Source organism: Dyella halodurans (genome assembly GCF_026283925.1).
GTDB lineage: Bacteria > Pseudomonadota > Gammaproteobacteria > Xanthomonadales > Rhodanobacteraceae > Dyella > Dyella halodurans.
This window is the reverse complement of the sequence record NZ_JAPDPF010000002.1, coordinates 564,851-578,355: the sequence shown is the minus strand read 5'-3', so window position 1 is coordinate 578,355 and position 13,505 is coordinate 564,851. Positions and strand designations below refer to the sequence as shown.

Annotated in this window: 14 protein-coding genes and 1 pseudogene; 12 read left to right on the top strand and 3 right to left on the bottom strand. The window is 65.7% G+C overall.

The features are described 5' to 3' along the window. Positions 1 to 14: 14 nt before the first annotated feature. Complete coding sequence (locus tag OUZ49_RS06175; protein ID WP_266149396.1) at positions 15 to 1,526, bottom strand: OFA family MFS transporter; 1,512 nt, start codon at positions 1,524 to 1,526, stop codon at positions 15 to 17. Between the two features lie 423 nt (positions 1,527 to 1,949). Here OUZ49_RS06175 and OUZ49_RS06170 point away from each other — a divergent pair, with 423 nt between their 5' ends. The 12 genes and pseudogenes from OUZ49_RS06170 to OUZ49_RS06120 all read left to right on the top strand — a co-directional run bounded on the left by OUZ49_RS06170 (position 1,950) and on the right by OUZ49_RS06120 (position 11,510). Next, on the top strand, positions 1,950 to 3,209 hold the full coding sequence (locus tag OUZ49_RS06170; protein WP_266149170.1) for a molybdopterin molybdotransferase MoeA: 1,260 nt from the start codon (positions 1,950 to 1,952) through the stop codon (positions 3,207 to 3,209). 14 nt (positions 3,210 to 3,223) lie between these two features. Next, complete coding sequence (locus tag OUZ49_RS06165; protein ID WP_266149168.1) at positions 3,224 to 3,568, top strand: hypothetical protein; 345 nt, start codon at positions 3,224 to 3,226, stop codon at positions 3,566 to 3,568. A gap of 73 nt (positions 3,569 to 3,641) precedes the next feature. Next, positions 3,642 to 4,418, top strand: a complete 777-nt coding sequence (gene modA, locus OUZ49_RS06160; protein ID WP_266149166.1) for a molybdate ABC transporter substrate-binding protein — start codon at positions 3,642 to 3,644, stop codon at positions 4,416 to 4,418. Between the two features lie 5 nt (positions 4,419 to 4,423). Beyond that, positions 4,424 to 5,107 (top strand): molybdate ABC transporter permease subunit, encoded by a 684-nt coding sequence (gene modB / locus OUZ49_RS06155; RefSeq protein WP_266149164.1) that lies wholly within the window; start codon positions 4,424 to 4,426, stop codon positions 5,105 to 5,107. Next, on the top strand, positions 5,100 to 6,188 hold the full coding sequence (gene modC, locus OUZ49_RS06150; RefSeq protein ID WP_266149162.1) for a molybdenum ABC transporter ATP-binding protein: 1,089 nt from the start codon (positions 5,100 to 5,102) through the stop codon (positions 6,186 to 6,188). The genes modB and modC overlap by 8 nt, the downstream gene beginning before the upstream one ends. 89 nt (positions 6,189 to 6,277) lie before the next feature. Continuing rightward, positions 6,278 to 7,486: a molybdopterin molybdotransferase MoeA gene (locus OUZ49_RS06145; protein WP_266149160.1), complete on the top strand. Its 1,209-nt coding sequence runs from the start codon at positions 6,278 to 6,280 to the stop codon at positions 7,484 to 7,486. 1 nt (position 7,487) lies between these two features. After that, complete coding sequence (moaA, locus tag OUZ49_RS06140) at positions 7,488 to 8,537, top strand: GTP 3',8-cyclase MoaA (RefSeq protein WP_266149159.1); 1,050 nt, start codon at positions 7,488 to 7,490, stop codon at positions 8,535 to 8,537. Between the two features lie 75 nt (positions 8,538 to 8,612). Then, a complete protein-coding gene (moaC, locus tag OUZ49_RS06135; RefSeq protein WP_266149158.1) occupies positions 8,613 to 9,113 on the top strand; it encodes a cyclic pyranopterin monophosphate synthase MoaC in 501 nt (166 codons plus the stop codon). After that, positions 9,110 to 9,715: an NTP transferase domain-containing protein gene (locus tag OUZ49_RS06130; protein WP_266149156.1), complete on the top strand. Its 606-nt coding sequence runs from the start codon at positions 9,110 to 9,112 to the stop codon at positions 9,713 to 9,715. The genes moaC and OUZ49_RS06130 overlap by 4 nt, the downstream gene beginning before the upstream one ends. Then, on the top strand, positions 9,712 to 9,954 hold the full coding sequence (locus OUZ49_RS06125) for a MoaD/ThiS family protein (protein WP_266149155.1): 243 nt from the start codon (positions 9,712 to 9,714) through the stop codon (positions 9,952 to 9,954). Before OUZ49_RS06130 ends, OUZ49_RS06125 begins: the two co-directional genes overlap by 4 nt. Further along, positions 9,951 to 10,355, top strand: a pseudogene (locus OUZ49_RS20950) (molybdenum cofactor biosynthesis protein MoaE); the annotation flags it as partial. The gene OUZ49_RS06125 and the pseudogene OUZ49_RS20950, both read left to right, overlap by 4 nt. Next, the gene (locus OUZ49_RS06120) at positions 10,353 to 11,510 is read left to right on the top strand and encodes a HesA/MoeB/ThiF family protein (RefSeq protein WP_323134914.1); all 1,158 of its coding nucleotides are present in this window, start codon (positions 10,353 to 10,355) and stop codon (positions 11,508 to 11,510) included. The pseudogene OUZ49_RS20950 and the gene OUZ49_RS06120, both read left to right, overlap by 3 nt. Before the next feature lie 13 nt (positions 11,511 to 11,523). On the opposite strand, the gene OUZ49_RS06115 is transcribed toward OUZ49_RS06120, so the two are convergent. Then, positions 11,524 to 12,528 (bottom strand): aldo/keto reductase, encoded by a 1,005-nt coding sequence (locus OUZ49_RS06115; protein WP_266149153.1) that lies wholly within the window; start codon positions 12,526 to 12,528, stop codon positions 11,524 to 11,526. 10 nt (positions 12,529 to 12,538) lie between these two features. Next, complete coding sequence (locus OUZ49_RS06110) at positions 12,539 to 13,381, bottom strand: oxidoreductase (RefSeq protein ID WP_266149152.1); 843 nt, start codon at positions 13,379 to 13,381, stop codon at positions 12,539 to 12,541. Between the last annotated feature and the right edge of the window lie 124 nt (positions 13,382 to 13,505).

Sequence of the window (13,505 nt, the reverse complement as noted above, 5' to 3'; positions counted from 1 at the left end):
CGTGCGAGCGCCTTTCAGAACAATGCTGCGGCCTTGGTAATGGCTATCCATACTCCGATCAGGAAGGGAATGCCAACGAGTGTCCAGGCGATGAGACCGGTGGCGCCGAAGCGCCCACGCGCCGCGTCCTGCGCATGGGCGGAGATGGCCGCCGCCTCGTGCTGCAGCGAGCGTTCGTGCTCCAGTTCCTGTTCGGTCATGAGGGCATTCTCCTTGACCGGTTTGACCAGGAAATTGCAGATCATGCCCACCACCAGCAGCACCGCCAGGATGTACAGCGTGCGGTCATAGACCAGGTTCTTGGCCACACCGGCATCGAGCTGCGCTTGCCGCACGGCCGCGATCAGGAACGGGCCGGCAACGCCGGCCACCGACCAGGCGGTAAGCAGCCGGCCGTGGATCGCGCCCACCATCTGGGTGCCGAAGATATCGGACAGATAGGCGGGCACCGTGGAAAAGCCGCCGCCGTACATCGACAGGATGATGCACACCGCCGCCACGAAGGCGGCGGCCAGCCCCAGATGACCCAGGCTGGGCAGGCTGCAATACAACAGCACGCCGAGCGCGAAGAACACGAAGTAGGTGGTCTTGCGGCCGATGAAATCGGAAGTGGATGCCCAGAAGATGCGGCCCAGGCTGTTGAACAGGCTGATCAGTCCGACCAGGCCGGCGGCGGAGGCGGCGATGGCAGCCTTCTGCGCCGTGCTCAGTACCGTCGAACTATCGAGTCCGAGCAGGCGTCCGCCAAACACGTCCTGCAACATCGGGCTGGCCATGGACAGCACGCCGATGCCGGCCGTCACATTCATGCACAGGATCATCCAGATCAGCCAGAACTGCGGCGTCTTCCACGCGCGGCTGAGGTGCACGTGGCGATGGGTGATCAGTTTGTTGGACGACTCCGCCGGCGGCGTCCAACCCAGCGGGCGCCAACCGGTCGGCGGCACGCGGAAGCCGAAGGCACCGGCGCACATGGCGATGAAGTAGATCACGCCCATGCAGACCAGGGTGGCAGCCACGCCCGGTACGCTGCCCTGGGTGAACTTCTGCATCAGGGCGACGGCAATCGGCGCGCCGATCATCGCGCCACCGCCATAGCCCATGATGGCGAAGCCGGTGGCCAGGCCGCGCCGGTCGGGAAACCATTTGATCAGGGTGGAGACCGGCGAGATATAGCCCAGGCCCTGGCCGATGCCTCCCAGCACTCCGGCGCCGAGATAGACCAGCCACAGTTGATGCATCGAGACCCCGATGCCGCCGATCACCAGTCCGCCGCCCCAGCACAGTGCGGCGATAAAGCCGGCCTTGCGCGGCCCGGCATGCTCCAGCCAGCCGCCCCAGATCGCGGCGGAAATGCCGAGCATGGCGATGAAGGTTTCGAAGATGTGGTTGACCGCGGGCACGGTCCAGTTGCAGGCGGTGCTGAACAGCTGGGCGAAGAAGCCCAGGTTGGCGCACATGGCCGGATCGGCCTCGGTCACCAGTTTGGTCATCGGCAGCCAGAACACCGAGAAGCCGTAGGCCATGCCGATGCTGAGATGGATGGCCAGGGCCGCCGGTGGCACCAGCCAGCGATTGAAGCGGGATCCTGCGATGGTGCGTTCCCTCGACAGTACTCCGGGCGCGCTTCCTGGCGCCGGGCTCAGAACGTCTGCTGCAGGTACGCTATTCACAAGCATCTCCCCCCAGTGTGTAAGACGACCCCATAGTCTGGCGACCGGCGCGATAGTCGAGCGGACGCGCCCGGCGCGCCACTCTACTTAAGTCGAACGCCCGGCTACCGTGTGCACTGACTTCCCCACGGCCGATCATCAGGCCTTTGGCGCTCGATTGGTTGCTGCACCGCAACGCGTTGGCGCAAAAGCTTGCCCGCCTCTTGCATCGCCGGGCGTGCGCGTCGAGCATGCGGGTCTCCCCGCTCAGGTAGGCAGGATGCGTTGCCTCGCACCATGATCAGTTATGACCAGGCCCTGGAACGACTGCTGGCCCGCGCCCGTCGACTGCCGGCCGAGTCCCGTACGCCGGTCGACGCGCTGGGCTGCGTGCTGGCCCGTGATGTGGTCAGTCCGATAGACCTGCCATCGTTCAATCATGCGGCGATGGACGGCTATGCCCTGCGTGCACGCGAGCCGCTCGCCGCCGGCTCGGAGCATGCCGTCGTGGGTTCCCAGGCTGCCGGCGATGCGGCGCCTGCGTCCTCGGGCAACGCCTGCGAAATCATGACCGGCGCGCGCCTGCCCGCCGACCTGGACGCGGTGGTTGCGGTAGAGCGTACTCAATTGCTGGCGCGCGGCGACGACGGCATGCCCGCGCGCATTCGACTGCTCGATGCGCTCGCCGTCGGCGACAACGTGCGCTATGCCGGCAGCGATGTCGCCAGGGGCGCGGTGGTGGCCGTTGCCGGTACGCGCATCGATCCTGCCCATGTCATGTTGCTGGCAGCGCTCGGCGTGACGTCGGTCGAGGTAGTGCGCCGGCCGCGCGTCGCGATCATCGGTACCGGCAAGGAATTGCTGGCGGACCCGACCCGGCCACTCGCCGACGAGCAAATCCACTCTTCCAACGGTCCCTATCTGATGGCGGCGTTGGCGGCATCAAGCGTGCAGGTCCTGTCCTGCGAGACGCTGGATGACACCGCCAGCCATTACCGCGATGCCGTGCTGCGCGCACGCGATGCGGGCGCGGACCTGATCGTCAGTACGGGCGCGGTTTCCATGGGGCGCCATGACTTCGTGCCTGACGCGCTGCAAGCGCTTGGTGCTGAACTCCTGTTCCACCAGGTGGCCATGCGCCCGGGCAAGCCGGTGCTCGCCGCGATGCTGGGCGATGACACCCTGGTGCTTGCGCTCCCCGGCACGCCGATGGCGGTGGCCGTCGGTTTCCGTTTCTTCGTCGCGCCCGTACTGCGGGCCTGGGCGGGGCAGGGCAGCGAAGTGGTGCTGCATGCCGTGCTGGATACGCCGCAGCAGCCGAAGCCGGGCCTGCGTCACTTCCTGCGCGCGAGGCTCAGCCAGGGTCGTGACGGGCGTCTTCACGCGAGCCTGCTCAAACTACAGCAGCCGTTTCGCATTCAACCGTTCGCCGAAGCGGATGCGTGGGTGGTGCTGGGCGAGGGCGCTGGCGACTGCCTTCCCGGCATGCTGGTCGAGATTGTCAGCCTTCATCCCGGCGTGCCTTTGCGCATCGGCACCAGCGGTGACTCGAACTAACAGGGAACACCAGCATGAAACTGCAGATCGAAGGCCAGAACCTGCGCGTCCGCATCGGTGAGGTTGAGCTGGCCACGTTGATGGCGGGCGATGCCCTGGTGTCGCGCACGGCCTTTGCACAGGCTTTCACCTTGACCTGCACGGTACGGCTGGGCGCAGGCGATACCGCCAGTTTCTCGGGGCGGGCCGACACCTGGCAGATCGAGATTCCCGAGGCCGCGGTGCGCGATCATGCGCGGCGGCTGCCTACCCGGGAAGGCTTGAAGTTCATCCTGGCCGGCACAGGCGACGCTGATGCGCTGAAGCTGCTGTTCGATGTCGACGTTCGCGAAAGCGTGCGCCGACGCCGGTCGTCGTAGGCAATCCGCATACGCTTCGGTTGGGCTACTCTCAGCACGCCGACACGATGGACGCAAATGGAGATGGGATCGTATGACTCGCCTTTTCTTGCTTCGACTGCTGGCCTTGAGCATGACGCTGTTGCCGTGGACGCCCGCAGCAGCGGACGATGATCACATCACGATAGCGGCGGCGGCCGATCTGAATGGGGTGATGAACACACTGGTGGATGCCTATAAGCAGGGCCACCCCGATAGCAGGATCGACGTGGCGTACGGCTCGTCCGGCAATCTGCTGACGCTGATCGAAGAAGGCGCCCCGTTCGACCTGTTCTTTTCGGCAGACAGCAGTTACCCGAAGAGACTGGTGGCCGAAGGCAAGGCCAGTGGCCAGCCCGTGCCCTACGCTTACGGACACCTCGTGCTGTGGAGCGCCAGTTTCGACATGAGCGAAGTGCGCGTGGCCGACCTGCTGCAGCCCTCCTTCGGGCGTATCGCGATCGCCAATCCGCAACACGCACCCTACGGCAAGCGGGCCGAGCAGGCCTTGCGCGCAGCAGGCGTGTGGGACGCGTTGCAGCCGCGCCTGGTGTTCGGCAATGACATTGCGCAGACGGCGGAGTTTGCGCAGAGCGGCAATGCCCAGGTCGGCATCATCGCCGAGTCGCTGGCGCGGGCGTGGACCGGCAAGGGCAGTTATATCCTGGTGCCGCCCTCGTTGTACGAACCCCTGCAGCAGAGCTTTGTGCTGACCCAGCGTGGTGCTGATAATGCGCTGGCACAGGATTTTGCGACCTACGTGCAGGGTGAGGATGCGCGGGCGATCTTCGCCAAGTACGGCTTCAATCTTCCTGACACCGGGGAGCACTGAGCGCCGTGTCCCTACTGTCCGGCGAGGATCTGCAGGCGCTTTGGCTTACCTTGCGGCTGGCCACCACGGTAACCGTACTGCTCTTGCTGCTGGGTGCGCCGTTGGCGTGGTGGCTGTCACAAACGCGTTCACGCTGGCGGCGACCCATCGCCGCCGTGGTGGCACTGCCGCTGGTGTTGCCGCCGACGGTGCTCGGCTTCTACCTGTTGATGCTGCTTGGTCCCCACGGTGTGGTGGGACGGTTGATGGCGGCGCTCGGTCTGGCGACCCTGCCATTTACGTTCCAGGGCCTGGTGGTGGCCTCGATGCTGTACTCCTTGCCCTTCGTGGTGCAGCCGCTGCACAACGCTTTCGACGCCATTGGCCGGCAGCCGCTGGAAGTGGCCGCATGCCTGGGTGCGGGGCCGCTGGACCGCTTCGTCTCGGTGGCACTGCCGCTGGCCCTGCCCGGCGTAGTTACCGGAGCCGTGCTGGGTTTCGCGCATACGGTGGGCGAATTCGGCGTGGTGTTGATGATCGGCGGCAATATTCCGGGCCTGACCCGGGTGGTCTCGATGCGCATCTACGATCACGTCCAGGCCGGCGAGTATCACCAGGCGCATGTCTTGTCGCTTTGCCTGTTGCTGGTTTCGTTTGTGGCCTTGCTGGCCACGTCGCTGTTGCGCTCGCGCAGGCACGCGCGTGCCTGAAGCCGAGCATGGCTTGTACGCCAAGCTGGCGTGGCGCCAAGGCGCACTCGCCCTGGATGTCGACTTCGACCTGCCACCGCGCGGCATCACCGCGCTGTTTGGTCCGTCCGGCGCGGGCAAGACGAGTTGCCTGCGCGCGATCGCCGGGCTCGAGCGTGGTGGCCGGGGCCGGGTGACCTTCGGCAAGCAGGTCTGGCAGGACGACGCCCATCGTGTCTTCGTGCCACCGCACCGGCGGCGACTGGGTTATGTCTTCCAGGAACCGAGCCTGTTCGAGCACCGATCCGTCGCGGGCAATCTCGATTTTGGCTTTCGACGTGCCGGTCGGCCGGCGCATGTCGATCGCGAAGGGCTGATCGACCGCTTTGGTCTGCGTGCCTTGCTCGATCGACGCGTCGACACGCTGTCCGGTGGCGAGCGCCAGCGAGTGGCGATGGTGCGCGCCTTGCTGTCCGATCCGGCCTTGCTGTTGTTCGACGAGCCCTTGTCGGCACTGGACGTGGCCGCCCGCTCCGAACTGCTCGGTTGCCTGGAAAGCCTGCACGCCTCGCTCGCGGTGCCAATGATCTACGTGAGCCACAACATTGACGAGGTGGCCCGCCTGGCCGATCACCTGGTCTTGCTCGATGCCGGACATGTGGTGGCCCAGGGGCCGCTGCAGGCGACGCTGACCCGCCTGGATCTGCCGCCGGCGCTGGGCGAGGCGGTCGGCGCCGTGATCGAGGGCAGGGTGACCGGCTACGACGCGCACGACCAGCTGATCGAGCTGGCCTTTTCGGGCGGCAAGCTGTGGCTGCCTTATCGCCACGAAGTCGTCGGCCAGGCCTTGCGCTGCCGCATCGGTGCGCGCGACATCGTGCTGGCCCGCGCACCCGTGGCAGGAAGCAGTGCGCTGAACCAGATTCCTTGCCGCATCCTGGCCATGGCCGACGCCGACCATCCCTCGCAATGCCTGGTACAGCTGGATGCGGGGGGCAGCATCCTGCTCGCACGGATCACCCGCCGATCCTGGCACGCTCTGGGGCTGGCGCCTGGCAACCAGATTTGGGCGCAGGTCAAAGCCGTGGCCCTGGGCGCGTGAGCTGGCGCGGTTGTGATCCTGCAGGGCGCTCACCATAATCCTTGGCAGCGCTGCCCCCTGGGTGCCACCGGCTACAACCGCGCATTGCCATGTCCCTGACCGAGTTGCTCAGCATCGCCGAGGCGGAAGCCCTGATCGCGCAACACATGCCGTCGTTCGGCAGTGAGCGCATCAGGCTGGACCGGGCCGCTGGCCGCATCCTGCGCCAGGCAGTCCATGCCGAGCACGATCACCCGCCGTTCGATCGCGTGATGATGGATGGCATCGCGGTGCGCTGGAGCGCGTCACTGCCGCGCGAGTTCACCCTGGCCGGTTCCCAGATGGCTGGCATGTCGATGCAGACGCTTGCTGACGCGACGGGCTGTATCGAAGTCACCACCGGCGCCATGTTGCCGATCGGTTGCGATTGCGTGATTCCGGTGGAGCAGCTTCGCCGCGACTCGGCGCATTACCAGCTCATCGATGGTTACCAGCCCAGCCGCGGGCAATTCATTCATGCGCGCGCTTCGGACTGCGTGGCCGGAACCCGGCTGCTTGAGGCTGGCATGCGCATCGGTGCGCCCGAAGCGGCGCTCCTTGCCGCGAACGGCCTGGCCAGTGTTGAAGTGGGCAAGACGCCATCCATTGCCATCGTTTCGACCGGCGATGAGCTGGTGGACGTGGGCTCGTCGCTGGGCGAAGGGCAGATTCGGCGTTCCAACGACATCGCCATCGCCACCGCGTTGCGACTGCATGGCTTCGATCGTATCGCGCTGGAACACATTGCCGACGATGTCGCCGCCACCCAGGACCGGCTGACCCGCCTGCTGGGCGAACACGACGTACTGATCCTGTCGGGCGGCGTGTCGATGGGGCAGCGCGACTATGTGCCGGCGGCACTGGATGCGCTCGGCGTGCGGCGCGTGTTTCATCGCATTGCCCAACGGCCCGGCAAGCCGATGTGGTTTGGCATTGGGCCGCGGCAACAGGCAGTCTTTGCGCTTCCGGGCAACCCGGTGTCTGCGCTGGTCTGCGCCATCCGCTATGTCAAGCCGGCCCTGCTGGTTTCGCTGGGCATGAAGCCGGCGCCGACCGAAGTCGTCCGGCTTGAGGCTGAGGTGGATACCAACCCCATGCTGACCTGTTTCGTGCCCGCCTACGTGCAAACCGACGCGCAGGGCCGGAGCGTGGCCAGGCCAGTGCCGGCGCGCACGTCGGGCGATTTCTCCGCGCTGCCGCACACGCACGGTGTCGTGCAGCTGCCGCCTGGCAACGCTCGCGTGCCGGCGGGCAGCGTGGTCGAGTTCCATCGGTGGTGACATGAACCTGTTCCAGGCCAGCGACGACACAGCGACGGCATTGCCGCGGGATCAGCGCGGTCGACCCCTGCACGACCTGCGCATTTCGGTGATGGACCGCTGCAACTTCCGCTGTCCGTATTGCATGCCCGAAACGACCTATGGCGAGCACTTCAGCTTCCTGCGCAACGACGAGCGGTTGAGCTTCGACGAGATCGAGCGGCTATGCCGCCTGGCCGCCGCGCTGGGCGTCAGCAAGCTGCGCCTCACCGGCGGCGAGCCTTTGTTGCGGCCGCATCTGGCCGAGCTGGTGGCGCGTTTGCGCGGCATTCCAGGCATCACCGACCTGGCCTTGACCACCAATGGCGTGCTGTTGGCCCGGCACGCCAGGGAACTGCGTGACGCTGGACTCGATCGTGTCACCGTCAGCCTGGATACGCTCGATCCCGCCCTGTTCCATCGCATGAGCGGTGGGCGGGGCGCACTGGACGACGTGATGGCCGGCATCGAAGCCGCCCGGGCGGCGGACTTCCCGCATGGGGTCAAGCTCAATACCGTGGTGCAGCGTGGCGTCAACGAACATACCGTGCCCGACCTGGTCGAGCGCTTTCGCGGCAGCGGCATCGTCGTGCGTTTCATCGAATACATGGATGTGGGCAATCGCAATGACTGGAGCATCGAGGACGTGGTGCCGTCGCAGGAACTGATCGCGCTGATCGACGCGCGCTGGCCGCTGCGCGCCGTGCCGCCGACCTACCCGGGCGAGGTGGCTACGCGTTATCGCTTCCTCGATGGTGCAGGCGAGATCGGCATGATTTCCTCGATCAGCCAGCCATTCTGTGGTGGTTGTAGCCGCGCGCGGCTGTCATCGGAAGGTATGTTGTACACCTGCCTGTTCGCTACCGAGGGCACGGATTTCCGGGCTGCCCTGCGTGGTGGCGCCAGCGACGAGGCGTTGACGCAACGCCTGCGCGAGGTGTGGCTGGGCCGCAACGACCGTTACAGCGAGGAGCGCGCCGAACGCCATGGCAAGAAGCGGCACAAGATCGAAATGCATTACATCGGCGGCTAGACGGTTTCTTAATGCCACTGCTGCCTACCAGGTCGATAATGTTCCACCTGACCCGCCCCGCTTTCGGAGCCTGATGTGAGCCTTCCTCCCGCCAAGCTTTCCCATGTCGACGAGGCACAGCAGCCGCGCATGGTCGACGTCGGCGCCAAGCCGGTGACGCAGCGCACGGCCCAGGCGCGGGCAAGGCTTACGTTCCCTGCCGAGGTGGCGCAGGCGCTGCACGCCGCCGGCTACGTCACGCCCAAGGGTGCCGTGCTGACGGTGGCGCAGATCGCCGGCGTGATGGGTGCCAAGGCCACGCCGCAGCTGATTCCGCTATGCCATCCGCTCAGCCTGGATCGTTGCGACATCGCCATTCGCATGGAACACAACGATGCACTGATCGACTGCACCGTGTCGTGCCGCGGCAGTACCGGCGTGGAGATGGAAGCACTGACCGGCGCCAGCATCGCTGCCTTGACCATCTACGACATGTGCAAGGCGATGTCGCACGATATGGTGATCGGCGATATCCGCCTGCTGAAGAAGACCGGCGGCAAGCACGACATCGGGACGGATGCAATGGAAACGCCATGAACGGACAGTCCAAGGTGCCTCCGCTTTACGGACTGCTGCTGACGGGCGGCGCCAGTCGTCGCATGCAGCAGGATAAGGCGGCATTGGCCTATCGCGGCGAGCCGCAATTGCTGCGCGCGTGGCGCCTGCTGCAAGCGGTGACGGAGCGCGCTTTTGTATCGGCCCGCGACACGCAGCGCGATGACCCGCTGCGTGCCGGTCTGCCGCTGATCCTCGATCGTTATGAAGCGATCGGTCCGGCCGCGGGGATTCTTTCAGCACAGGACGAATATCCCGAAGCGGCGTGGCTGGTATTGGCTTGCGACCTGCCGCTGCTGGACACAGCCACCTTGCAGCTATTGGTGACGCGCCGCGACCCCGCGGTGGCGGCTACCGCCTTTGCCAGCAGCCATGACGGACTGCCCGAGCCGCTCTGCGCGATCTGGGAGCCGGCCAGCCATGGTTTGCTCAGGCAACGTTATGAAAGCGGCAGCTACTGCCCGCGCAAGGCACTCATGCAATCGAGTGCACGCTTGTTGCCGACGCCCGGCGCGGCTCTGGATAACGTCAATACACCGGAGGAGCGTGAGGCCATGCAGCATCGCCTGGAGACGCTGGCATGATCCTGGTGCATCTGCAGTATTACGCACAGTTGCGCGAACAAGCCGGCATGAGCGGAGAGCAGGTGAACACCGCTGCTTCGTCGCTGCGCGAGCTGTATGAGGAGCTGCGCTTGCGTCGTGGCTTCTCGCTGGCGGCCGAGGTACTCAAGGTGGCGGTCAATGCGCAGTTCAGCGCATGGGATCGCCCGCTGCGCGATGGCGATACGATCGTCTTCATTCCACCGGTGGCAGGTGGATGATGCGCTTTCGTCTTTCAGCCGAACCCGTTGACACCGGCTTGCTGCACGATACGTTGAAGCACCCCGGCAGCGGCGGGTTTTGCGCGTTCGAAGGCTGGGTGCGCGACAGCAACGAGGGGCGCGAGGTGGATGGGCTGGAGTACGAGGCCTATGCCGAGCTGGCCCAGGTGGAAGGCGAACGCATCCTCGAGGAAGCGATGGCCCGTTACGGCGTTACCGATGCGCGTTGCATGCATCGTACGGGGCATCTGCAGGTTGGCGACCTGGCGGTATGGGTAGGGGCATGCGCGCCGCATCGCGACGAGGCGTTCCGCGCCTGCCGCTACATCATCGACGAGATCAAGCATCGGCTACCGATCTGGAAGAAGGAACACTATCTCACCGGCGCGTCCGAGTGGGTGGCCTGCACCCATGTGTATCGCGAGCACGAACACGAACACAAAGCGCACCCGCCTCACGTGCATCACGACCACGCGAAGGCCTTCGTACCCGACTACTCGCGCCAGACCCGCCTGCGCGAGGTAGGTGACGCAGGGCAGGCGAAGCTGGCGGCATCGCGGGTGCTGGTCATCGGTGCCGGTGGTCTGGGTTGTCCGGTGCTCAGCTACCTGGCGGGTGCGGGCGTGGGAACGCTGGGCATCGTCGACGGCGATCGTCTGGATGCAAGCAACCTGCATCGACAGACGATGTACGACGCGCGCGACATTGGCGAACGCAAGGTGGATCTGGCCGCCCGTCGTCTCGCGGCGCTGAATCCTGCGGTGAAGGTACGCACCTGGACGGAACCCCTGCGCGCCAGTGACGCGCTGGAGGTGTTCCGCGAATTCGACCTGGTGGTGGAATGCACCGACGATATGCGCAGCCGCTATTTGAGCAGCGACGCTGCCGTGCTGAGTGGCACGCCACTGATCATGGCCAGCGTGTACCAGTACGAGGGGCAGTTGCAGGTGATTGCGGCGCGGCCAGGCATGCCATGCCTGCGTTGCCTGTGGCCGCAGGCGCCGGCGCCGGAGACCGTCGGCAGTTGCGTGCAGTCCGGCGTGCTTGGCCCGGTGCCCGGCGTGCTCGGCACGCTGCAGGCGGCCGAGGCCTTGAAAATCCTGCTCGACCTGCCGCGTCCGCAAGCAGACGCCTTGCTGCTGGTCAACCTGCTCGACCTCAACATGCAGCGACTGCCCATCGATGCCGCCCAGGGTTGTGCCTTGCATGGCGGCTGCGCCGAGGTGGCGCGCGCGGCCTTGGCGCTGGCGCGCGAGCAGGCTGATGTCGATCTCGTCTTCGATAGGCTGGAGGATGCGATTGCCTCCGGCTTCACCCTGGTCGACCTGCGTGAAGCCGCTGAGATCGCGCTCGATCCCTTGCCTGGCGTACCGTCGCTGAGTATTCCGTCTGCCCAAGTCCTCGCTCGCGCGAACGAGTTGACCACGTGTCGCCCACTGCTGGTTTGCGCGAGTGGCCAGCGCAGCGGGCACGCGGCGCGTCTTCTGCGTGCCAACGGATTGCGCGAGGCTTATTCACTCGCCGGCGGTCTGCGCGGCATGCGCACCTACAGCTGACGCTTGCCGAGGGTTACAGCGCCTGCCGTCCCTCGATCGGGTATTGAGGGTCGGTATAGCCTGCGGTGGAGGCATGGCCTGGCGGCACCAGGCCATCGATGAACGCCTCGTCCTCGGGCCCGAGCTGGACCTTCAACGCCTCGATGTAGCTATCCCAATGCGCCTCGGTACGAGGGCCGGCGATGGTCGCGCTGACCAGGCGATTCTTCAATACCCAGGCCAGGGCAAATGCGACGGGCGTGGTGCCACGTTCGGCGGCATGCGCGGCGATCTTCTGCGCGATCTCGAGCGACTCGGGGCGCCACTCGGTCTGCTGGATGCGTTTATCGCCGCGGCCGGCGCGGCTGCCCGGTGGCGGCGCCGCGCCGACCTGATATTTTCCGCTCAGCACGCCACGGGCGAGAGGAGAGTAGGAGACCACGCCGAGCCCGTAATGCGCGGCCGCCGGCAACTGTTCGACCTCGGCGGTGCGGTCGACGATGTTGTAGAGCGGCTCGCTGGCCACCGGGCGATCCATGCCGAGCTGGTCGGCGATGCGGACCACCTCGGCGATACGCCAGCCGCGAAAATTGGATACGCCGAAATAACGCAGCTTGCCCTGGCGGATCAGGTCGCCGACGGCGCGCACGCCTTCTTCCAGCGGCAGGCCGGGCAGGGCCCGATGAAAATACAGGATGTCGATATAGTCGGTGCCCAGGCGCCTGAGGCTCGCGTCGACCGTCTGGTAGATCCATTTACGGGATTGACCCCGCTCGTTCGGAGCGCGGCCGGTGTGAAAGCCGAACTTGGTCGCCACCACCCAGGCATCGCGATGTTCGGCAACGGCGCGACCGACGATCTCTTCCGACTTGCCGGCGCGATAGACGTCGGCCGTATCGATGAAGTTCACGCCTTGCTTGAACGCCTTGTCGATGATCCGCTTCGCGGTGGCCTCGTCGGTTTCACCGCCAAACATCATGGCGCCCAGGCACAGCGGCGACACCTTGAGGGCGCTGCGGCCGAGATAGCGGTAATCCATGCTCAATCCCTCAGGCAAAGTCGGTGGAGCGACTGACGGGCTCCCAGGCGTCGATCTGCGCCTGGAGATCTGAAAGATGTCCGCGGACCAGCTTGAGTGCGTCGCTGCCGAGCAGCAGATGCACCGGCGCCCGCTTCGCATCGATCAACTGCAACAGCGCCTGGGCAGCGCGCACCGGGTCGCCGGCCTGCTTGCCGCTTTTGTCCTCGCGCGCCTTGCGGATGGGGTCGAACAGCGCGTTGTAGTCGGCGATGCTGCGCTCGCTGCGGATCATCGAGCGACCCGCCCAGTCGGTGCGAAACGAACCGGGCGCGATCGCCGTCACCTTGATGCCAAAGCCTTCCACTTCCTTGGCCAGCACGCCGGTGATGCCTTCGAGCGCAAACTTGCTGCCCGCATAGTAGGCAACGCCAGGCAGCGGTGTGTAGCCCGCCATCGACGACATATTGATGATATGGCCGGAGCGCCGCTCGCGCATGCCGGGAAGCACGGCCTTCATCATGGCGACGGCGCCAAAGACATTGACCTCGAACTGATGGCGCATGGCGTCCAGCGGCGACTCTTCCAGCACGCCTTCGTGACCGTAGCCAGCGTTGTTGATGAGTACGTCGATGCGACCGAATGCCTCCAGCAACGAGGCGATGATCCCATCGATGGCAGCGAAATCGGTGACGTCGAGCACCACGGCGCGGGCGCGCCCCGGGGCGATGGCCTCGAACGGTGCGCGATCATCCTCGCGGCGGACGGTGCCGATGACCTGGTGACCCGCTGCCACCGCCGCCTCGGCGAAGGCGCGGCCAAAACCCGAACTTACCCCGGTGATCAGTAAGACCTTTTCGTCATCGTGGTTCATGTCGCTACAGTGCCTCTTGCGTGGAGAACGCACTCAACTCTGGGCGCATCGGCAGCTTCAGTGAACACCTTGCTGGCGGAAGTCAGTCTTCCGGGCCACGCAGCAATCGACCTGGCCTTGCCCA

Coding starts and splice junctions, on each gene's coding strand:
- OUZ49_RS06170 (WP_266149170.1), top strand. CDS start 1,950: ATGATCAGTTATGACCAGGCCCTGGAACGACTGCTGGCCCGCGCCCGT.
- OUZ49_RS06110 (WP_266149152.1), bottom strand. CDS start 13,381: ATGAACCACGATGACGAAAAGGTCTTACTGATCACCGGGGTAAGTTCG.
- OUZ49_RS06125 (WP_266149155.1), top strand. CDS start 9,712: ATGATCCTGGTGCATCTGCAGTATTACGCACAGTTGCGCGAACAAGCC.
- moaA (WP_266149159.1), top strand. CDS start 7,488: ATGAACCTGTTCCAGGCCAGCGACGACACAGCGACGGCATTGCCGCGG.
- modA (WP_266149166.1), top strand. CDS start 3,642: ATGACTCGCCTTTTCTTGCTTCGACTGCTGGCCTTGAGCATGACGCTG.
- OUZ49_RS06175 (WP_266149396.1), bottom strand. CDS start 1,526: ATGGCCTACGGCTTCTCGGTGTTCTGGCTGCCGATGACCAAACTGGTG.
- OUZ49_RS06165 (WP_266149168.1), top strand. CDS start 3,224: ATGAAACTGCAGATCGAAGGCCAGAACCTGCGCGTCCGCATCGGTGAG.
- OUZ49_RS06115 (WP_266149153.1), bottom strand. CDS start 12,528: ATGGATTACCGCTATCTCGGCCGCAGCGCCCTCAAGGTGTCGCCGCTG.
- OUZ49_RS06130 (WP_266149156.1), top strand. CDS start 9,110: ATGAACGGACAGTCCAAGGTGCCTCCGCTTTACGGACTGCTGCTGACG.
- OUZ49_RS06145 (WP_266149160.1), top strand. CDS start 6,278: ATGTCCCTGACCGAGTTGCTCAGCATCGCCGAGGCGGAAGCCCTGATC.